The organism is Psychrobacter sp. AOP22-C1-C5 (assembly GCF_052378885.1).
GTDB lineage: Bacteria > Pseudomonadota > Gammaproteobacteria > Pseudomonadales > Moraxellaceae > Psychrobacter.
This window is the reverse complement of record NZ_JBQSYC010000001.1, coordinates 302,956-322,472: the sequence shown is the minus strand read 5'-3', so window position 1 is coordinate 322,472 and position 19,517 is coordinate 302,956. Positions and strand designations below refer to the sequence as shown.

The 19,517-nt window shown below is 38.9% G+C and carries 16 protein-coding genes; 12 read left to right on the top strand and 4 right to left on the bottom strand.

Annotation, left to right across the window (positions count from 1 at the left end; all coding sequences use genetic code 11):
• The first annotated feature begins 68 nt into the window (after nt 1–68).
• From ACT3TH_RS01265 to ACT3TH_RS01240, 6 genes are all read left to right on the top strand, one after another.
• Nucleotides 69–1,061 carry a DUF932 domain-containing protein gene (locus tag ACT3TH_RS01265; RefSeq protein WP_444754043.1) on the top strand — a complete coding sequence of 331 codons (993 nt, stop codon included), beginning with the start codon at nt 69–71 and terminating at the stop codon, nt 1,059–1,061.
• Nucleotides 1,062–1,180: 119 nt separating this feature from the next.
• The gene (locus ACT3TH_RS01260; RefSeq protein WP_444754042.1) at nt 1,181–2,296 is read left to right on the top strand and encodes a YqaJ viral recombinase family nuclease; all 1,116 of its coding nucleotides are present in this window, start codon (nt 1,181–1,183) and stop codon (nt 2,294–2,296) included.
• Between the two features lie 109 nt (nt 2,297–2,405).
• Complete coding sequence (locus ACT3TH_RS01255) at nt 2,406–3,323, top strand: recombination directionality factor (RefSeq protein WP_444754041.1); 918 nt, start codon at nt 2,406–2,408, stop codon at nt 3,321–3,323.
• Between the two features lie 161 nt (nt 3,324–3,484).
• Entirely contained in the window at nt 3,485–3,730 is a 246-nt protein-coding gene (locus tag ACT3TH_RS01250) for a helix-turn-helix transcriptional regulator (RefSeq protein WP_444754040.1), read from the top strand.
• Between the two features lie 425 nt (nt 3,731–4,155).
• Nucleotides 4,156–5,004, top strand: coding sequence for a leucine-rich repeat domain-containing protein (locus ACT3TH_RS01245; RefSeq protein WP_444754039.1), 849 nt, complete (start codon nt 4,156–4,158; stop codon nt 5,002–5,004).
• Nucleotides 5,005–5,077: 73 nt separating this feature from the next.
• Entirely contained in the window at nt 5,078–6,481 is a 1,404-nt protein-coding gene (locus ACT3TH_RS01240) for a phospholipase D-like domain-containing protein (protein ID WP_444754038.1), read from the top strand.
• A gap of 27 nt (nt 6,482–6,508) precedes the next feature.
• Here the strand turns inward: ACT3TH_RS01240 and ACT3TH_RS01235 are convergent, their stop codons facing one another.
• The 4 genes from ACT3TH_RS01235 to ACT3TH_RS01220 all read right to left on the bottom strand — a co-directional run bounded on the left by ACT3TH_RS01235 (nt 6,509) and on the right by ACT3TH_RS01220 (nt 10,199).
• Nucleotides 6,509–7,375 (bottom strand): hypothetical protein, encoded by an 867-nt coding sequence (locus ACT3TH_RS01235; RefSeq protein ID WP_444754037.1) that lies wholly within the window; start codon nt 7,373–7,375, stop codon nt 6,509–6,511.
• 205 nt (nt 7,376–7,580) lie between these two features.
• Nucleotides 7,581–8,642 (bottom strand): sel1 repeat family protein, encoded by a 1,062-nt coding sequence (locus ACT3TH_RS01230; protein WP_444754036.1) that lies wholly within the window; start codon nt 8,640–8,642, stop codon nt 7,581–7,583.
• A 56-nt stretch (nt 8,643–8,698) separates the two neighbouring features.
• Complete coding sequence (locus ACT3TH_RS01225; RefSeq protein WP_444754035.1) at nt 8,699–9,373, bottom strand: hypothetical protein; 675 nt, start codon at nt 9,371–9,373, stop codon at nt 8,699–8,701.
• A 454-nt stretch (nt 9,374–9,827) separates the two neighbouring features.
• A complete protein-coding gene (locus ACT3TH_RS01220) occupies nt 9,828–10,199 on the bottom strand; it encodes a hypothetical protein (protein WP_444754034.1) in 372 nt (123 codons plus the stop codon).
• A gap of 403 nt (nt 10,200–10,602) precedes the next feature.
• Here ACT3TH_RS01220 and umuC point away from each other — a divergent pair, with 403 nt between their 5' ends.
• The 6 genes from umuC to ACT3TH_RS01190 all read left to right on the top strand — a co-directional run bounded on the left by umuC (nt 10,603) and on the right by ACT3TH_RS01190 (nt 19,332).
• Nucleotides 10,603–11,931, top strand: coding sequence for a translesion error-prone DNA polymerase V subunit UmuC (gene umuC / locus ACT3TH_RS01215; RefSeq protein WP_444754033.1), 1,329 nt, complete (start codon nt 10,603–10,605; stop codon nt 11,929–11,931).
• A 329-nt stretch (nt 11,932–12,260) separates the two neighbouring features.
• Nucleotides 12,261–13,727, top strand: coding sequence for an ATP-binding protein (locus ACT3TH_RS01210; protein ID WP_444754032.1), 1,467 nt, complete (start codon nt 12,261–12,263; stop codon nt 13,725–13,727).
• Nucleotides 13,728–13,731: 4 nt separating this feature from the next.
• A complete protein-coding gene (locus ACT3TH_RS01205; RefSeq protein ID WP_444754031.1) occupies nt 13,732–16,404 on the top strand; it encodes a Z1 domain-containing protein in 2,673 nt (890 codons plus the stop codon).
• Nucleotides 16,397–18,517: an AIPR family protein gene (locus tag ACT3TH_RS01200; RefSeq protein ID WP_444754030.1), complete on the top strand. Its 2,121-nt coding sequence runs from the start codon at nt 16,397–16,399 to the stop codon at nt 18,515–18,517. Before ACT3TH_RS01205 ends, ACT3TH_RS01200 begins: the two co-directional genes overlap by 8 nt.
• Before the next feature lie 97 nt (nt 18,518–18,614).
• Nucleotides 18,615–19,040: a translesion error-prone DNA polymerase V autoproteolytic subunit gene (umuD, locus tag ACT3TH_RS01195; protein ID WP_444754029.1), complete on the top strand. Its 426-nt coding sequence runs from the start codon at nt 18,615–18,617 to the stop codon at nt 19,038–19,040.
• 88 nt (nt 19,041–19,128) lie between these two features.
• Nucleotides 19,129–19,332: a hypothetical protein gene (locus ACT3TH_RS01190; protein ID WP_444754028.1), complete on the top strand. Its 204-nt coding sequence runs from the start codon at nt 19,129–19,131 to the stop codon at nt 19,330–19,332.
• The last annotated feature ends 185 nt before the right edge of the window (nt 19,333–19,517 follow it).

The window sequence follows — 19,517 nt, the reverse complement described above, 5'->3', positions numbered from 1 at the left end:
TCAAAGCGTCTTAACGGTACTCAACCCATTTATTTAACCCTTAACTTATCAACACAGGAAATACTCTTATGGCACATTTAATCGAAAATATGGCTTATGTCGGTGACACCCCTTGGCACGGTCTCGGAAATCAGTTATCTAAGAATCAGCCCATCGAAGTTTGGGCTCGTGAGGCTGGTATGGACTGGCGTATTGAATCGACTGATGTCAGCTACATGGCAAGCAATGAAAAAGGGCAAAATCTGATCATGCCGTTTGATAGCAATAAGGTGCTATATCGCAGCGATAACCTAGAGCCCTTATCGGTGGTCAGCCAACGCTACCAAGAAGTACAACCCCGAGAGATTCTAGAGTTCTATCGAGATCTTACTGAGCAGTCTGACTTTGAGCTTGAGACCGCAGGCGTCTTAAAAGGTGGTCGTAAGATGTGGGCACTCGCTCGTACAGGTCAGTCTATGACCCTCAAAGGCGGTGACGTCAGTAACGGCTATCTGCTACTAGCAACTGCTTGCGATGGCACGCTTGCCACCACTGCACAGTTCACTAATATCCGTGTGGTGTGTAATAACACCTTAGCGATTAGCCTCGCTGACGGCAGCGGCGGCGTGGTGAAAGTACCGCATAGCACTTCCTTTGATGCGGACAAGGTCAAGCAGCAATTAGGCGTTTCTGTTCAGCAGTGGAATGAACACATGTATGAAATGAAGCAGTTAACCCAGCGCCGTGTAACCCAAGCAGAAGCAGCAAACTATCTCAACCGTGTCTTCAACGATCAGGACAACGACATCATTCTGTTTAACAGTGCTAAGAAAGAAAAGGATGCGGTGCCCAATGCCCGTGCCATGAATCAGGTGATGAACATGTTTAACGGTCAAGGTCGCGGTGCGGATTTAGATTCAGCGCGGGATACCGCTTATGGCTTACTGTCAGCAATGACAGAGTATGTGGACCATGAGCGCCGTGCCATGTCGACAGACCATAGGCTTGATTCCGCATGGTTCGGTGCAGGGGCTAAGCTGAAAGATAAAAGCTTAGAGGAAGCCTTTGCACTGATTGCCTAAAGACGCTTAATACAAGCAACGATTAAACCACGCTTTCGAGCGTGGTTTTTTATGCCGTTTGTTTGTCAGTAATCAGTAATCAACCAAAACCAATAATCAATTTAACGAAGGAATTTACCATGAACATGATTGCATTAACTACCAACACTCAGCCAAGACAGGCTAAGCGTGCCACCGCTAAGGTAAAAGCTAAGCACAGCATCGAAGATATACCAACGCTTAAGGTTCAGAATAAAACCGTTAAACCTTCCGCTAGTCAAACAACCACTGCTAAGCGTTTGGTTAATACCAAAGACTTAAGCCGTGAGGACTGGCTGCAAGTACGCAAGCAAGGCATTGGCAGCTCTGATGCTGCCGCCGCTTGTGGTATCCATCCGTACCTATCCATGCTTGAGCTATGGATGATTAAGACCGGACGCATGGAATCAAGCATTGATGAAAGCTTAGAGGGCTATTCGCCCTTGTACTGGGGCAATACCTTGGAGCCGATGGTGGCTAAGTACTATCAAGAACATACCGGCAATAAGGTGCGCCGCGTAAACGCCATCTTGCAGCACCCGGATCCTGACAAGCACTTTATGCTGGCTAATTTAGACTATGCCATTACTGGTAGTGACGAGGTACAGATACTCGAGTGTAAAACTGCTGGGGAGCATGGGGCAAAATTATGGAAGCATGGCGTACCGTTATATGTCACCTGCCAAGTACAACATCAATTAGCAGTCACGGGTAAACAAGCTGCGCACATCTGTGTGCTGCTTTGTGGTCATGAGGCTAAGATATATAAGGTTGAGCGTGATGAGCGTTTGATTGAATCCATCATGCAGCATGAGCGGCTATTCTGTCAATACGTGGAAACGGACACGCCACCAACGCCTGACCATTCTGAATCCGCAGCTCGAGCATTAAAGCAGCTTTATCCAACGCCTGAGCCTTCAAGCAAGGTTGATCTACGAGATGACGATGGTGCCAATAAGTTGTTTGAGCAACTGCTTAGCTACCGTGACTATATGCAAGAGCTAGAGCAGCGCCATGATCAGGTGAAGCATCAGCTGCAAAGCTTAATTCAAGATAATGAGGTAGCAGTGTTTGAAAAAGGGGCTATTTCGTGGAAGCGCTCGAAAGACAGTGTCAGTCTTGATAGCAAGGCTGTCATTAAAGCCCATCCGGAATTACTCGCTCAGTTCAGTAAAACCCGTCAAGGCAGCAGACGCTTTGTTGTCTTAAACGATTAAGCCGCTATATATTCTCAACAAACCAGATCTAGCGCATAACCGCCCACCTATCATAGGTGGGTTTTTTTATGGCTAAACACATTCTATTAAACCTATAAGGAATATCACCATGATTAAAGGTCTAACGATAACCCCGCCCGTTTTAGGTCGTATCAGCATTGGACGTGTCATTGTAAAAGACGGCAAGCGTCTCCCTGCCAAAGACGACCAATTCACCATTACCAGCCAAATACAGAATAAGGAGGGCTGGATCAACCATCCACTTGATGACAAGCTACGTGCAAAGAGTGACGGTAAGCTGAGACAAATACCCGTGCGTATGTTGTTTAACGATCCGATGCTTAACTTGCGAGCAGAATACACGATGTTCGATCGGCAAACTGGACGCCCACTATGCGTGGGTGATGGTGAGCAATGTCAGCGCCGCACAAGCAATGGCGTTGAGCAACTGCCTTGTCCATCCCCTGACCGCTGTCCACTGGCGCAAGGCGGTGCTTGTAAGCCTTACGGTCGTCTGTACGTCAATCTTTCTGAGGACGATGAGCTGGGTACGTTTATCTTTCGCACGACTGGCTTTAATAGTATTAGGACGCTTTCGGCACGCTTAAGCTACTTTGCTGCGGTATCAGGTAATAAGCTGTCATGTCTACCACTGCAATTAACCTTAAGGGGTAAAAGTACGACACAAAGCTATCGTACGCCGATTTACTTTGTGGATTTAACGCTGCGTGATGGGGTGACGCTCAAAGATGCGGTGTCTAATGCACAGTCAATTGATAGTGAGCTTAGCGAACACGGCTTTGATCAAGCAGCATTAGAGGCAGCGGCAAAGCTTGGCTATGTGAACTCAGCCTTTGAGATTGATAACGATGAGGCGTTTGCAGTGGTGGAAGAGTTTTATCCAGTCGAGACAGGCGATTCTGGTCACCATCAAGATGCGCATGGGCACTTCAACCATAGCTTAACCAATGATGACGTAACCAGTATTGAGCAGGGATTACGGCAAAGCGTGACGGCGGTTAGTTAGTCTAGCGAACTAGGCATAAAAGGAGCTGTTACATACAGCTCCTTTTTTTTATTAGCTGCGTCAAAAGCTAACTGTCGGACGGCATGGGATGCAGTAAAAAATTATAGGACTCGGTAAGTATATGAGGGGAAACGCTCTCATTCACTTATAAGGAGCAAATCATGGAAAACTTGAATGCAACACAGCCAGTAATAGAGCCATGTAATCATATACCGCAACTGCTTAGTATCAAAGATGTGGGTCATTATACCGGTCTTAGTCGTTCTACGATCTACGAGATGGTCAATGAAAAATCTGATCGTTACGACCCAACATTCCCTAAGAAGGTACAGCTGACACAGGTGAGAGTAGTGTGGGTAGCAAGCGAGATTGCAGAATGGATTAATACTAAGATTGGGGCAAGATAAGCCTAGATTAATCTGACCGTTCTAATTGTAAGAATAGGGCGGTTTGTTTTTTTGTGTTTTATAAATCACTTAGATCGCTTTCAAAATCTCGCGTATGTTTTTTTATTTGAAACTATTAATCAAACGCCGATATCTATAGCTAGATGTGATCTAATATAAGTAGTTCCATTATAGCAGTCTATTTTAAGTGGTCTATTAATTGATTAATAGTTCTGTTTCGATAGTTCCCTTGGGGTATACCAAAGTGAGCGGTGATGCTTATATGGGAGAGGTTATCTGGAATAAATCTGCTTGTTCAGTTTATGATAAAGGTAGATAAGCTAGCTTGTGATAGATTCTTTACGTTGTTATAAGCTTAACAATCAGCTATAAAGCATAGATATGCTATGATTCATTGATTAGATTATAAATAAGATGTGTAAATTATGACTGAAAAAGATAACCAAGGTATTACAGAGTCTAACACTCTAGTTAAGCGTACCAATAGAGACTTAGTGGCAAAAAATGACGGTAGAAGCCAAATCACCTTAACGTCAGATATCATCAAATCTGCAGTAGCAGCACGAACCTCTAACCAAGGCTTGAGAGATGTAGACTGGGTACAAAAAATATGGATATGGGCTGATGAATGTGAAATTGATGAGGAAAGCATTCCTCGTAACAGATTGGATCTATTAGAGTTAAATGAAATTAGTGTGGAAGGTAGTAAAATTAAGTCGTTGCCTGAAAGCATAGGGAATCTAAACCAACTTCAACACCTTTATATTAGTGGTCAAAATTTCGAGTCGTTGCCTGAAAGCATAGGGAATCTAAACCAACTTCAACACCTTTATATTAGTGGTCAAAATTTCGAGTCGTTGCCTGAAAGCATAGGGAATCTAAACCAACTTCAACGCCTTTCTATTAGTGGTAGCAATTTTAAGTCGTTGCCTGAAAGCATAGGATATTTAAAAAATCTTCAATACCTCAATGTCGATAATAATAACCTTGTGTCACTGCCTGAGAGCATAGGATATCTAAAAAACCTTATATATCTAAATGTTAGTGATAATAATCTTAAAACATTACCTGGTAGTCTAGTAAATCTAAAAAATATTGAAAGAATTGAGTTTGATGGTAATAATTTTGAGTGGCTGCCTCAGAGTATAATGGACATGCTAAGGAAAAGTGAGGAAATTAAGGAGATTGAAAGACAGGAAAGCGTTGAGTATTTTGAAAAACTTGACATGATTAACTCTGCCCTTGAAGGTTTAAAGTTTAATACTAGAATATAGATCAATTGAAAAACTACATGTATCAATAATATGGCTATTTAGCTGACATACTAATTTTGAAAGGTAATCTAACGTGCAAACTGAAGCTATCTTTGACGGCATTGCGGATCGTATATATCTGGAAATTGAGAAAGCCCAAAGCAGTATTTATATTGCCGTTGCTTGGTTCACCAATAAAAAATTATTTAACGTCATGCTCAAAAAAGCGCAGCAGGGCGTCATAGTTCAGCTGATGTTGTCAAATGATCATATTAACCAACAAAGCCATATTGAGTATAATCAATTAGATATAGGTAGCTCTGGCGCTTATCTTATTGGTGACGGTAAGCAAGACCTTATGCATAATAAGTTTTGTATTATTGATAACGACACCGTGATTAATGGATCATATAACTGGAGCTATAAGGCTGAAAAGAATCACGAGAATATACTTATTACTAAAGGTGATCAGGTTTTAGCAGATCAATTTATCAAACAATTCAAAAAAATTCGTAACATTTACTTTGATCATCAAGAAGACAATCCAGAGCTACCGCTAGATAAAATCATTAAACGCCTTGAGATTATAAAGAACTACGTTGTTTTAGAAGATATAGAAGACATCGCTCGTGAAAATGGCAAGCTAAAAGTATATGCTTTTCAGCAAGATATTGCTGCCATCACTCAAGCACTACAGCAGCATAGCTTTGAGACTGCAATAACGCTTATTGACCTATTTATTAAAAACCATCATGCCTTAGTTATCTATAACGATATTGATATTAGCGCTTTAAAGCTAGAAATTCGCCAACTTGAGCATCAGCTCAACGCCTATGACAATGAAAAAATAGAATTAGAGCAGCTTTGCTCAGAGTTTTATCATCGTCATACACAGGAGCTAGGCAGTTACATCAAGCGCCTATTAGAGCTGCGTAAAATATCTACTGAAGATGATCCAGAAGAGTACGCAGAAGCGGTGAAAGATGAACAAGACTATAATGAGCAGTTTGAACTTGAATCTGAAAAAGAAATCTACCAGCTAGATGATGAGCAACGCTTAGAGATAAAAAAAGCTTATCGACAAGCCAGTCAAATCTGCCATCCTGATCGTGTTAATGAAAACATGAAAGATATCGCACAAGAGATTTTTATTAAGCTCAATGAAGCCTATAAGAAGAACGATGTGGACGAAGTGAAGCAGATTTTATCTGAATTAAGACAAGACATATTCAAGCCACGTTCAGAAACGGTCAGCGAGTCAGATCAGCTAAAAGTCATTATTAAGATGCTTAAACATAAGATAAAAAATCTTGAAGACGAAATATTTATGATTAAAGGTAGTGAAGATTATCAGACTATCCATAGTATTGAAGATTGGAATAGCTATTTTGAAGACGTAAAGGCACAGCTGATTGAAGAAATTGATTATCTTGAAGCTGATATGTGTCTAGTTGATGATGGCATAGTTTTAGGAAAGCCTTTCCTGATACTTCCCTAAAAACTGTGTAACTGCTTATAACGTTGATTAGCCTTCAGTCATGCCATCCCAATTAATTGTATAGGTCTTAGTTCTGCTGTTATTAATCATATAGTAGCCAGACCCTTCATTGAATAACTTATAGGCATATTCTTGCTGAGTTGCATAATCTGTATGGGCTGAGAATAGTGATGATGCGATACCTATGTCTTTAAAGTAACCAATCAAAGCCTGACTTACGTCATTAAATTTGTCATCTCTACCAAAATTTAGTGTGAACAACGTATATGCATCCTGCTCGTTAAAAGCAACGAAAACATCTACACTACTATTATCTTGTATACCTCTAAAGTTAAACTTAACTACCCTTCCATCAAATTTTCCAGTACTAGAGCTGGTAAATAGACGGTTTAGATGTTCATTAATATAAACAACTTGACTGTTTTTAACGATAGCTACAACATCTACTTTGGCATCTTTGAGATGCATATCTATTGATTTTTCTATAATGTCCTGAGTTAACTGATTTTCTCCAATATTATATTTTTCCATTACACATTTAACTATACCTAACCTTAAAGGAACAATTACATCCATTCGTGGGTATAGTTTCGAAGTAAGCAACTGCATCCATTCTTGGGATATATCTAATTCAGGTGTATCATGGTTTAAGCTGTCTTTATATTCAGACTCTGCAACACCACTATTTTTCACAAAATCGATAGATAAGTCATTACCTTGACGCGCTCCATCCAGCTCTTGCATTACAAAACCATAAGCTAATGAACTTGTAGTTAAAAAATCCTGCATTAAAATGCTTGAAAACCTCTCAGCAGCATAATCCACTCCGTCTTTTATAATTTGTTCAAGAAGTGCAGGATCATCTACCTCTTTTTTATTGAAGAAATCGAACATACTAAAAACCCCTTTAAAAAAACAATCAATATAGTTTTGATATATAGCTAATCTAATTCATAAATTGAGCCTTTCCTAAATTTCGTGTAAGTACTTCTACAATCTAAATGATAGTTACACACTTTTTAGGAAAGGCTCTTCTAATAGGGTATAAAATTATTAAAAATAATGCCTATAAAAGTAAATCTTAGATAATAAGTTCAGTCTATTGGCTCAGTGCCCTGTATCGGTCGCAACCTTCTTGTATACCACTATCACATGCTTTCCCGTACCATTCTCTTGCTTCAAACAAGCTGTACCTGACACCTCGTCCTCCATGATACATAACACCCAAATTGAACTGTGCTAAGCCGTTGTTTTGGCGTGCAGCTTTTCTGTCCCATTCAATAGATTTAACATAGTCCTGCTCAACTCCATGACCGTAAAAGTACATCTGCCCAACACTATGTTGAGCCATGTCAAAGCCTTGATCAGCAGATTTTCGATACCAGTCCATTGCTTTAGAGTAATCTTGTTTAACTCCATGACCGTAAAAGTAAAGCTGTCCAATATTGTACTGAGCTAATGCAGCAGACCGACTATCCTCTTCTGCCTCGATAATTTTCTTATACCATTTTAGCGCTGCAATATAATCTTGTTTAACACCTTCACCTCGTTTATACATTCCTGCAAGGCTAGCTTGAGCACCAACATAACCCTGATCAGCAGATTTTCGATACCAGTCTATTGCCTTAGAGTAGTCTTGTTTAACACTTTGACCTTTGTGGTACATAGTACCAAGGCTATCCTGAGCACTTGCACTACCTTGTTCAGCAGCCTTTTTATACAATTCAAATGCTTTTCTATAATCTTGTGCTATATCTTCTGCATAGTAGTATTTAAATCCAAGACTAGTTTGAGCACTAACATCACCCTGATCAGCTGCTTTTTGATACCACCGGATAGCTTCAACAGGATTTTTTATAACGCCTTTCCCATAATCGTACATATATCCAAGGCTATATTGAGCTTCAGCATTACCTTGATTGGCTGCTTTTTGATACAAGTCGAATGCTTGTTTGAATAGAGAAAGTCTCTCTATTCCAGAGTAGTATTGGCTTGCACTGTCATAGTACATATCAGCAACTTCATTTTGAGCCGAAGCAATTTCTTGCTCCGCTAACGTTTCAGTTGTTTGAAAATCAGCTGCTAAAGTCGATGTTACCAATCCTAGCGAAAATCCTAAAATCATTAACTTATAGACAAATATTTCTTTTAATGGATACATATTTTTTATTTTCCATAAACTTTAGTTTTTCTGCTAAGTAGCGAGCCTTATCATTTCTATTTACTTGTTATGATAGCTTCATTCTCACCATTCGTACCAAATACACACCTAGCAGACTGAGGCAATTCAGTACCTATGGCATTTTTAGCAGTGAAGTCTATTTCAACTACGATATTGCCACTTGTCCCTTTAAATGCATTTACACCACCAAAACTCTCATCAAATGTACTAGGGTAACTAATTTGTGGTTTTATCATTTCACGACAAGGCTGAATATACTGGGAAGGCTCACCCCTTAACATCTCGCTTTCCGCTTCAATTTTAGTAACTTCACTAAGCTCGTTTTGACTAACATAAAATCGCTCACCATTTTTGCAGTCTACATAAAACACTGCTTCCTGTTTCAGAGAGCTTCTATTATCAGATAAATCAGCGATTTCTGGAGCATCGCATTTTGGATTAGATGCGATGCGTTCGACTACTAAAGGCATCATGTTATTGATATCGTCAATCCATTTCTTACCCCATTTAGCATAAGTTCCAGGATAACCTTGTTCTGTTATCTCATATGCAACATGACTATAGTCAATATTTACAGATTGAGTAGGTGTATCTGCCACCTCTACAGATGTGACAGATGGCGTTACAAATTCTGCGTCTTGGTTTTCTGAGGAACAACTTGCTATCAATGGAATAAAAAGCGATGCTAGAAAAGCCCTGTTTGTTAACACTAACGATCTCCAACAGCTCAAATAGCCAGTATAACGAAATGAACTAGAAAAATAACAAGCATTTGTAAAGTGTTAATAGGTGTTATAGAAGGCTAATGCTCATCTTGATTTTCAAATGTTTTAGACTGTGTTTTGTATAATTTAAGCTATACATCGCCATATTCCTTCCTTGTTTACATTTTTTGAAGATAACGACTATGGACGAGGGCTACAGAAACGCTGTGAGCTAGTAATCTTTATCTCAATTTTAGATTCTGTATCTATATCAACATAAAGCTCTAAAGGCTCGGGTTACTGATTTAACAGTTTGAAAACCGATTGTTGGTATTATTGTTGGTATTGTCAAAATATATAATCAAGAAAGCCCGAAAACACTTGGGCTGCATCGTGTTGTTTAGTTCCTTGTGTAGGAGTCAAACTAGAAAATTGAGCAAAAGTTTTGTACATATAAAATCTATAAGTTACAAATCATATTCGCTTGTGTTTCACCTAGCGTTCCAGGTATAACAGGTAAAAAATCATTATTTGTAATTAGCCCACTCCTAGTAACATTACCTTCTAAATCGTACTGAGCAGCGTACGTAGGTTTCGATCTTCTTGGGTTGCTTCTACAATCATAAGAAATAAGACTTATAATGAAAAACCCTTCTGGAATGCTTAGCATCTTGACAAATGCTTGTTTGTACTTACCTTGCGTTGATATTGATTCAGTATCAACATAAGTGTATATCCCATCCTTAGAGTCTTCAGCAGCTGCAACCCAATTTGCTGCGCTAGCAGACATTGCCCCAAAGCTAACCAATAATACTACGGCTAATTTTTTCATAGACTATTTCACAAAATTAATTAAAGGTAAATTTGAGTATACGTTATCACCCAACTAATACCAACTGCCTCGAAATACTCACGCTAAGTACACCCACAAGTACACCCAAAGCACCTACCTATAGATAACTATATAAATATCAATTACTTAACTACTAAGTATGGTACCCACTACAGGAATCGACTGCTATTTAAATTGGTATATGGATATTAAGTCAGTTAATAATTAAGTTAAATATTCTCCAAGCATACTACCAACTTTAAAACCCTTCCGACAACCGTCGTCGCATGAATCACATTTGCCCTTGAATTGTGCAAGCGGCTGTCTCTACAATCAAAGTCATCTCATCTGAGCATTCGTTACTCATGCTTAGGTTCGCATTTTTTTTTATGCCGAGTCCGCCATGTATGCGCTTATCGACTGCAACAGCTTTTATGCCAACTGTGAAAAGCTCTTTCGTCCTGATCTCAAGGACAAGCCTGTGGTCGTGCTCTCTAACAACGATGGCTGCGTCGTTGCTCGCTCCAGTGAGGCAAAGCTACTTGGCATTAAGATGGGTGTGCCGTACTTTCAAGTCAAAGACTTCTGTAAGTACAATAACATCACTGTCTTTAGCTCTAACTACACCCTCTACGCCGATATCTCCCAGCGTGTCATGATGACCCTCGAAACCCTCTGTCCAACGGTTGAGGTGTATTCCATTGATGAAGCCTTTTTATACCTAGCCGACTATCCCATTGCCATGCAAGATTTAAGTGCTTACGGACATAAGCTTAAAGCCATTGTAGAGATGCATACGGGCATTCCAGTAGGTGTCGGTATTGGCACTACCAAGACCATGGCAAAGCTTGCCAATCATGCGGCTAAGACGTATCCCGCCACCAAAGGTGTCTGTGTCTTAGACAATATCAGGTGGATACGCCGCATCATGCAGATAACTGATGTCGGTGAGCTATGGGGTGTGGGTCGTCGTTATAAGGTCAGACTTAACGAGATGGGTATTCATACTGTCTATCAGCTTGCCATCTGTGAGCCTGGCAAGATAAGACAGCACTTTGGGGTGGTGTTAGAGCGCACGTGCTTAGAGCTAAACGGTCAGTCATGCATAGGCATTGAGAGCATAGCGCCCAAAAAGCAAATCATCTCCTCACGTTCTTTCTCCGAGCGCATCACAGATCAGCAAGCACTCAGTGAGTCTATCTGTGCTCATGTGGCAAAAGCTGCCAGTAAGCTGCGTAAGCAAGACAGTGTTTGTAGTTATATCAGTGTCTTTGCTAAGAACAGCCCGTTTAGTAAAAACGAGCCTTATGTTTCTATCTCTGGGGACTATCAGTTTATCACCCCAACCGCAGACACCAGAGTGATGGTCACCGCTGCCAGACAAGTGCTAAAGATGATTTATAAAGAAGAGGTACGCTACGCGAAAGCGGGTGTGATGCTGCTTGGTATCTGTCAGTATGATGAGGTGCAGCTTGATTTGTTTGCAGAAGATCAAAACAAGAGAGGTGGCAACAGTGAGAATGATAGTACAACGAAAAGCACTGACAAAAGAGGTGAAGTCACTGCCATCATGGATGCGCTCAATAAAAAGTACGGACAGAACAGCAATCAGCAAGCTGCGGTGTTTATCGCCAGTGAAGGTATTAAAGACAAACAGTCATGGCAGATGAGCCGTAACATGCTATCACCGTGCTATACCACCAACATCAATCAGTTGCCTAAGGTGCATTGACTGAACGTCGAGGTAATTTGTAACCAGCTATTTTCACTTACTGTAGTTATATTTTCTATTAAATCTCTTAAATCTAGGATATAGAAAAGCCATAGTTAGTGATTTATTTACCAAACTTGTGTAGGATAACTACAGAAATTTATTTAGTTCAATTTGGCAAAGATTTATTTACCAAGGAATTTATTTGAGCTTTGTTTTCCCACAATAATGATGTCTGTAATTACTATGAGTCGTTTTTTTAATCTGATTTTATCAATTGATGTTACTAAATTAAAAAGTGTTAATGATCTTAATGAGTAATTTAATATTCAAAACTGGAAAGTGTAAATATGTCACTGACTATAGATAGTCCGCCAAATGCAGCAGCACTTATGCATTCTCTAAGGGATATTGGTTATGAGCTAGATACGGCTTTAGCAGATATTATTGATAATAGTATCACTGCAGGAGCAAACAAGGTCAATATTGCCTTTGAGACTGACCCTGTGATTAAGGTTGCTATCTTAGACAATGGCGATGGCATGAGTCGAGATGAGCTTATAAAAGCAATGACAATTGGATCAAAAAGCCCTTTAGTAGAGCGTTCTAATAAAGATCTTGGAAGATTTGGCTTAGGTCTAAAAACAGCTTCTTTTTCTCAGTGTAAACGTTTGACGGTAGTTACTAGACAATTTGATCAGACATGGGCAATGTGTTGGGACTTAGATCAAGTTACTAAGTCCAATTGCTGGGAGTTAATACAGCTTAGTGATGAAAAGATGGCTGAGATTTATCAGTTTGACCAACTGGAAGACACAGGTACTTTGGTAGTATGGGAAGTTTGTGACCGCCTTCAAGGTGATGGAAATCGCAACAATGATAACCATGTGTTGCAAAAATTTGATAACGCTGAGAAATATCTAGGCTTAATCTTTCATCGATTTTTAGACAAATCACCAAGTGCTGTATCAAATCTGGATATTATTATTAACGGTAGAGCAATTGGTTATGTAGATCCCTTCTTTCGTAATAAACCTGCCACGCAAGTGCATAACCTTGAAACCATCAAATATAAAGACGTATATATTAAAATACAGGGCTATACCTTACCGCACCATACAAAATGTACCAAGGAAGAGTATGAGAAATATTCTTTAGGTAGCTATAGAGACAGGCAAGGATTTTACGTCTATCGAGCAAACAGACTTCTAATAGCAGGCGATTGGTTCCGATTGGCTCCAAAATCAGACTTAACTGCTTTAACCAGAGTTGAGATTGACTTACCTAATAATTTTGATAGCGAATGGCATATTGATATTAAAAAATCCCATGCTAAGCCACCAGAACAAATGCGCGGTCAACTTAAGCAATACATTGATACTTATATACAAGGGTCTAAACGTGTCTACAACTCTAAAGGTTATAGGCATCAAGGAGAAGTTACTCCTATTTGGCAAATGTATACTAATAAAAATTTACGTTCTTACCAAATTAATAAAGACTATCCTCTGATTACGCAATTTATGGAAGGGCTAGATGTCAAACAGAATAGTCAACTCAGGCAAATATTGGGTTTAATTGAGGAAAGCTTTCCGATTGATCAACTTCATGTGGAATATGCATCCTCTCCCAAAGATTTTAAAACTAAGCATTCCGATGAGGAGCTTGAAGAGTTAGCGCTCGACTATCTTAAAGATTTCGCTGATCTAGATCTGCGAACACATATTGATATTGTTGCTGGGTTTTTTAAGGTTAATGAGCCATACAGTAATTATAAAAATGAATGGATAGATTTTTTGAACCAAATTGAAGGATAGTGCAATGGATATGAACACCCTAAACAATATTTATGATACTTGTGTCAATGCTATGTCAACTAACAGCAAGTTATCTAAAGTAGATGCAATAACTTTTGCGTTATCTATATTTGGCTTTAAGGTTCAAGAAGAAAGAGAGGTTTTTGAAATACTGATTAATAAATTAACTGTCTTTTTTGATACTAAACAGGAAGAAGCACATGTTTTAGATGACCAAGAAATAATGCCTTGGATGCACACAGTAGATAGTGATAGATATTATAGTAATCGCTATTACAACTATCTTCAAAATGAAGAACAGTTACCCAGTAGGGTTATTGATGTTATGAAACGCACTAATGAAGATATTCTAGAGCGCCTGGGTAATCCTAATGTAGATAAACCTTTTAGACGACAAGGATTAGTAGTTGGTAATGTACAGTCTGGTAAAACAGCCAATTATTTATCACTCATTAATTTAGCAGCTGACTACGGTTATAAGTTAATTATCTTAATTACAGGCATCCATAACAATCTAAGATCTCAAACGCAGAAACGTGTTAACAAAGGGTTTATTGGTTATAACAGTGATGAACAAAAGTATACAGGGGTAGGATCAACTAATGATTCTGTACGTCATGAAATCATTACTGCAAAGCAGCCACATTGTTTTACAAGCTTAACGGAAGATTTTAGTGGCAAGATACGTAAGACAACAGCAGTTCGACTAGAGAGCGCTAAAAACCCAGTCATTATGGTTATTAAGAAGAATTATCATACTTTAGATAATGTCATTAAATGGTTGAGAAATAATGATGAAGGCAGGCGTTTTATTAATGAGCCTGTATTAATTATTGATGATGAAGCTGATAACGCTTCAATTAATACCAGTAAGAAACCTAATGAGACTACCAAAATTAATAGACAGATACGGGAGACTTTGGATTTATTTCTCCAAGGCTCATATATCGGTTATACAGCCACCCCATTTGCAAATATTTTTATAGATCCTGTTAGCTATGATGACGCTGTAGCAGGCGATTTATTTCCTAAAGACTTTATATTCACGCTAGTACCACCATCGAACTATCTAGGGGCAACTAAATTCTTCTTAGGTGATGACGGTGAGCCAAATTATGATTCGCCTTACGTCGAATTTATTCAAGATAATGAAGATAGTATTCCGTTAAAAAAACCTACAGACTTCGTTTTGACAGAGCTACCTAATAGTCTGATTACAGCGCTTTATGAGTACTTAGTCAGTATTGTGATTAAGGGTATACGCCCAATCAGTAATAAACATACATCAATGCTTATAAACATTTCACATAAAACTCAGGAACAATCTGAGGCACGATATCTAGTAAGTCAGGAGATAGAAGAGATTGCTTTGGCGGTGAAGTTTCATGGCTCTAAATTACAACAAGAGCGGATGAAAAATTCGCACTTAGAAGGCTTGTATCGTAAGTTTTTACCTCACTCGGATGAATGTAGTGTTGATGAGTTTTTTACTAAGCTACAGAAAGTTATTGATTCAGTGAAAGTGAGAATGATCAATAGTGCTAGTAAAGACAAGTTAGATTACGACAATTATGAGAATGGCCTAAACGTCATTGCTATAGGTGGCTATAGTTTATCTCGTGGCTTTACGCTAGAAGGGTTAACTGTCAGTTATCTGATACGCAATACGGCTATGGCAGACACACTATTACAAATGGGACGTTGGTTTGGTTATCGGGATCAATATAGTGATCTTTGTAAACTGTATATACCTGATGCTTCCTTTGAATGGTATGCCTTTATCGCTCAGTCTATTGAAGAGCTACGCTCGGAATTTTCTATTATGGAGCAAAATGGTCTAACGCCTGCTGAGTTTGGTCTAAAAGTGCGAACCAGTAATACCGGACTATTAATTACTGCTCGCAATAAAATGTATCATACAGAGGCTGTTACGCTATCGGAAAGCTTCTCAGAGGAAGCCTTTACACTGCGTGGTATAGCATTAAATGACCTACAGGAACAACGTGAAGTCTTTACTAGTTTCGCGCTTAAATCTGCTAATACGTATGGTTTTAAACCAGTTTACAATCATGTTAAAGCAGAAAATGACAAGCAGTTTAATTTGATTCAAGAAGTGGGTGTCGATGAGGTTATTAGTCTACTTAATGAGTATGAACATTCAATCGATGATAATGGCAGGAAAGAGGCGCTCATATCCTATATTGAAGAACGAAAGGATGAGTTGGCAACTTGGGATATCGCCATTCATAAATGTTATTTAGGTGAAGATGCACTACCTCAGGTTCGTACTTTTGCAAAATCTTGCTATCACTCAGATCATGTCAAAACAGCTGATGGTGGTGGGCGTATTTTAAGGCCTTGGGAAGAAGCCTTTGGCTTAACAGATGAGCAGTATGCACTTGCTGAACAACAAAAGGATAAATCAAAGGTCAAACAGACTGCGCGATTCTATAGAAGAAATAGAAGTCGACCGTTACTTGTACTTAAGTCTTTCGATCTTTATGTAGGCTCTAAAAAGACAGGTGATCAAAAAGGTAAAGACGTACCAGCATATGCGATCAGTTTTCCAAAATCCAGCAATCATAACCCTGTAAGCTATGTAGTCAATAAAGTCTTTATGCAAGACTACTTTGGTGAAGAAGACGAGTCAGATGAACTGGAGGAATACTATGAATAACCCAGCAGACCTTCAAAGCTACTATTCAGATTTGATGAATGAGCTAGATCATAGCTCTACTTCGCAAGGTAACTATAAGGAGCTTTTATTCATTGATAAGATACTCCCTTATATTGAGGAACAAGGTGTTGTTGATAACTTAGAGCAGTACCATTTTTACAAGCCTGGCTCTCGTTATGGGCGTATTGATGGCTTAGGTTTCAATGGTGATTTTAATGATGCAGACTTAGATCAATTGGAACTGGTTATACTCATTAATGAATTTATCCACGATGATAACATCAAATCTTTAACAAATAGTCGCATTGAGCAGTTAAAGAAAGCAGGTGTCAACTTCTTTAACAGCTCACTAAAGACGCAGTTCATTGAAAGTTTAGAAGAAAGCTCAGATGGTTATATAGCGGCAAAAGAGATATTCCAAAAATATAAACGTATTGAGTCTATCAAGCTCATCATTTTAACCAATGCTCAAATCAGTAGCCGGGTGGCTGATAAAAAAGAGATAGATGAAGACTTAGATATTCCTCTAAAAATTGATATTTGGGATATCAAAAGAATCTACGATCTTGAGAGCAGTCAAACAAAGTCTGAAGCAATTGAAATTGACTTAAGTGAATGGGGAGGTCCAATACCTTCGCTACAGGCAACAGAGTCAGATGAGTTAACAAGCTATTTATGCGTTGTCAATGGACAGACGATTGCTGATCTTTATGACGAATATGGCGCAAGATTATTAGAAGCAAACGTAAGAAGCTTTTTGCAATTTCGTGGCAAAATTAATAAAGGTATCAGGAAGACAATTAAAACAGAGCCTGAATATTTCTTCAGCTATAACAATGGCTTAACTGCTACAGCATCAGATGTAGAATACGATAAAAGCAAACAAATTATTACAAAGATAAATAATTTACAGATTGTGAATGGGGGGCAAACTACAGCTTCTTTATTGATGACCCAAAAGAAAGATAAAGCTGATCTAAGTAAGATACAGGTTCAGTTAAAACTTAATGTGGTGAGTGATGCAAAGTCAGATGAGCTCATTAGTAATATCTCTCGCTATGCGAACTCTCAGAACGCTATTAAGGATTCAGACTTCTTTTCTAACCATCCTTTCCATCGTACTCTTGAAAAACTATCACGACAGATACTTGCTCCAACGTCAAAAGAAAGAATCAAACCTACACGTTGGTATTATGAAAGAGCAAGAGGCTCTTATCTAAATGCTCAAAGCAAATTGACAGATGCTGGTAAAAAGGCTTTTAAATCTGAACATCCTAAAGAACAATTAATTATCAAAACAGATTTGGCTAAAATTTATCTCATTTTTGACAAAAGACCTCATGATGCTATTAAGGGGGCTCAAATAGCATTTAATGGATTTGCACAGTCAATTGAGAAAATTTGGGATAATAATCCCGAAACTATAAATGAGTATTTTTTTAAAGAGTTAGTAGCAAAGTTTGTTATTTGGCAGGCCTGTAAAAATGCCGTGTATAAGCGAGAAGAGTTCGTTGGCAATACCAAAGCGACCTTAACCGCGTATACAATTTACATTCTTAAAGCTCTAATGGATAAACAAGATCTTGATTTCAACTATCCAAAAGTATGGCAAGAGCAAGCTGTAAATGATTTTTACTACGATCAGTTTATCGAGACCTCAATTAAGATAAATGCCTTACTGAATCAGTTGAGTGAACAGACTGGGAAGGCGGTGTTATCAATGGCCAAGTCTAAAGAAACCCTGATTAAAGTACAGTCTATAATTGATAAAACAGATTATTTCTCACTAGATATGATGTTCAAAACCCAATTGGTTTCTAAAAGTGTTATTGAAGAAAAACGTCAAGATTCAGCTCAACAAGCCAAAACAGTGACTAAAGCTGTGAATAGCTTAATAGACCTGTGTAACACTCCTCCAGCTAAATGGCTGGCTTTAATAAAAAATGCGGAAGACAAGGGGGTGTTAAACGAAACTGACAAGCAAGTTTTGTCACTAGTCCCCAATGTTCTACTTGGAAAATCATTAAAGACACCAACAGATAGACAGGTTGAATTGATCAATAAAACTTTAGGTAAACTTGAAGATAAAGGGGTGTATTTAGAGGTTGGATAAGATTTAGTAAAGCATTCAACAGCCTTACAGAGGCGGAAACGGAAGATGTGCTCAATTAGAGCTTCCTCATAAACATGAGTTATCAAGAGTTTATTAGATGACCGTCAAAATAATCGGTAAGCTGACCAATGAGGGTGAAGCGGTATTGCTGTCTTTATACAGCGATAGAGTTAAAGCTGGCTTTCCAAGTCCAGCGACTGACTATGTACAAAACCGTATTGATCTAAACACGCTACTCATACGCCATCCTTCATCGACGTATCTAGTCGAGGTGGAAGGAGACAGTATGGTCAATATCGGTATCTACCCCAATGACATCTTAATCGTTGATCGCTCACTGACAGCCTGTCACAAAGACATCGTGATTGCGCTAATAGATGATGGATTCACAGCTAAGCAATTGATACTGGGTGAGAACATCATACTGCGAGCGCACAATGAGAATTATGCCGATATCGTGGTTCAAGGATCGCTTGAGCTGTTCGGTGTGGTGTCGAGTAGCATTAGACGGTTTAAGCGATGAGGGTAGGATAATAAGCGAAGTCAGATTTATAGCAGATAACACGTTAGCAGTAACGAGTATTATTAATGTCAATCAAGGGAGCAAAGCAATGACTGATAAGACTGAGCAAAATGAGTCTAGTGATTTGGTACAAGGATGGATAGATAGGTCAGCACTGAACGCCATACAAATGAGCGAGGATGAGAACTACCGTCAGCTAGTGTCTGCAAGAGCAACGAACTGGGGTAAGGATATTCAAGCGAAGTCAGATCAGCGGATCAGACAGTCACAAGCGCCGCATTTAGAGATATAGCTAGAAGTGAGGTTTTTAATCCCGCGTTTTTTTGAGTGTCAATGTTGTTAAAAACCCCATGTTTACGGGAGTAAGTTGTTTTTCTCCCGACATATAGCAGAATGTTCAAAATAACCGTTGCTGCATATGGTATGTTACGGCGTGGCGTAACGTATAAAAAGCGAAGTTTATATAAGAGCAAAGCG

Coding starts and splice junctions, on each gene's coding strand:
- ACT3TH_RS01265 (WP_444754043.1), top strand. CDS start 69: ATGGCACATTTAATCGAAAATATGGCTTATGTCGGTGACACCCCTTGG.
- ACT3TH_RS01260 (WP_444754042.1), top strand. CDS start 1,181: ATGAACATGATTGCATTAACTACCAACACTCAGCCAAGACAGGCTAAG.
- ACT3TH_RS01255 (WP_444754041.1), top strand. CDS start 2,406: ATGATTAAAGGTCTAACGATAACCCCGCCCGTTTTAGGTCGTATCAGC.
- ACT3TH_RS01250 (WP_444754040.1), top strand. CDS start 3,485: ATGGAAAACTTGAATGCAACACAGCCAGTAATAGAGCCATGTAATCAT.
- ACT3TH_RS01245 (WP_444754039.1), top strand. CDS start 4,156: ATGACTGAAAAAGATAACCAAGGTATTACAGAGTCTAACACTCTAGTT.
- ACT3TH_RS01235 (WP_444754037.1), bottom strand. CDS start 7,375: ATGTTCGATTTCTTCAATAAAAAAGAGGTAGATGATCCTGCACTTCTT.
- ACT3TH_RS01230 (WP_444754036.1), bottom strand. CDS start 8,642: ATGTATCCATTAAAAGAAATATTTGTCTATAAGTTAATGATTTTAGGA.
- ACT3TH_RS01220 (WP_444754034.1), bottom strand. CDS start 10,199: ATGAAAAAATTAGCCGTAGTATTATTGGTTAGCTTTGGGGCAATGTCT.
- umuC (WP_444754033.1), top strand. CDS start 10,603: ATGTATGCGCTTATCGACTGCAACAGCTTTTATGCCAACTGTGAAAAG.
- ACT3TH_RS01210 (WP_444754032.1), top strand. CDS start 12,261: ATGTCACTGACTATAGATAGTCCGCCAAATGCAGCAGCACTTATGCAT.
- ACT3TH_RS01205 (WP_444754031.1), top strand. CDS start 13,732: ATGGATATGAACACCCTAAACAATATTTATGATACTTGTGTCAATGCT.
- ACT3TH_RS01200 (WP_444754030.1), top strand. CDS start 16,397: ATGAATAACCCAGCAGACCTTCAAAGCTACTATTCAGATTTGATGAAT.
- umuD (WP_444754029.1), top strand. CDS start 18,615: ATGACCGTCAAAATAATCGGTAAGCTGACCAATGAGGGTGAAGCGGTA.
- ACT3TH_RS01190 (WP_444754028.1), top strand. CDS start 19,129: ATGACTGATAAGACTGAGCAAAATGAGTCTAGTGATTTGGTACAAGGA.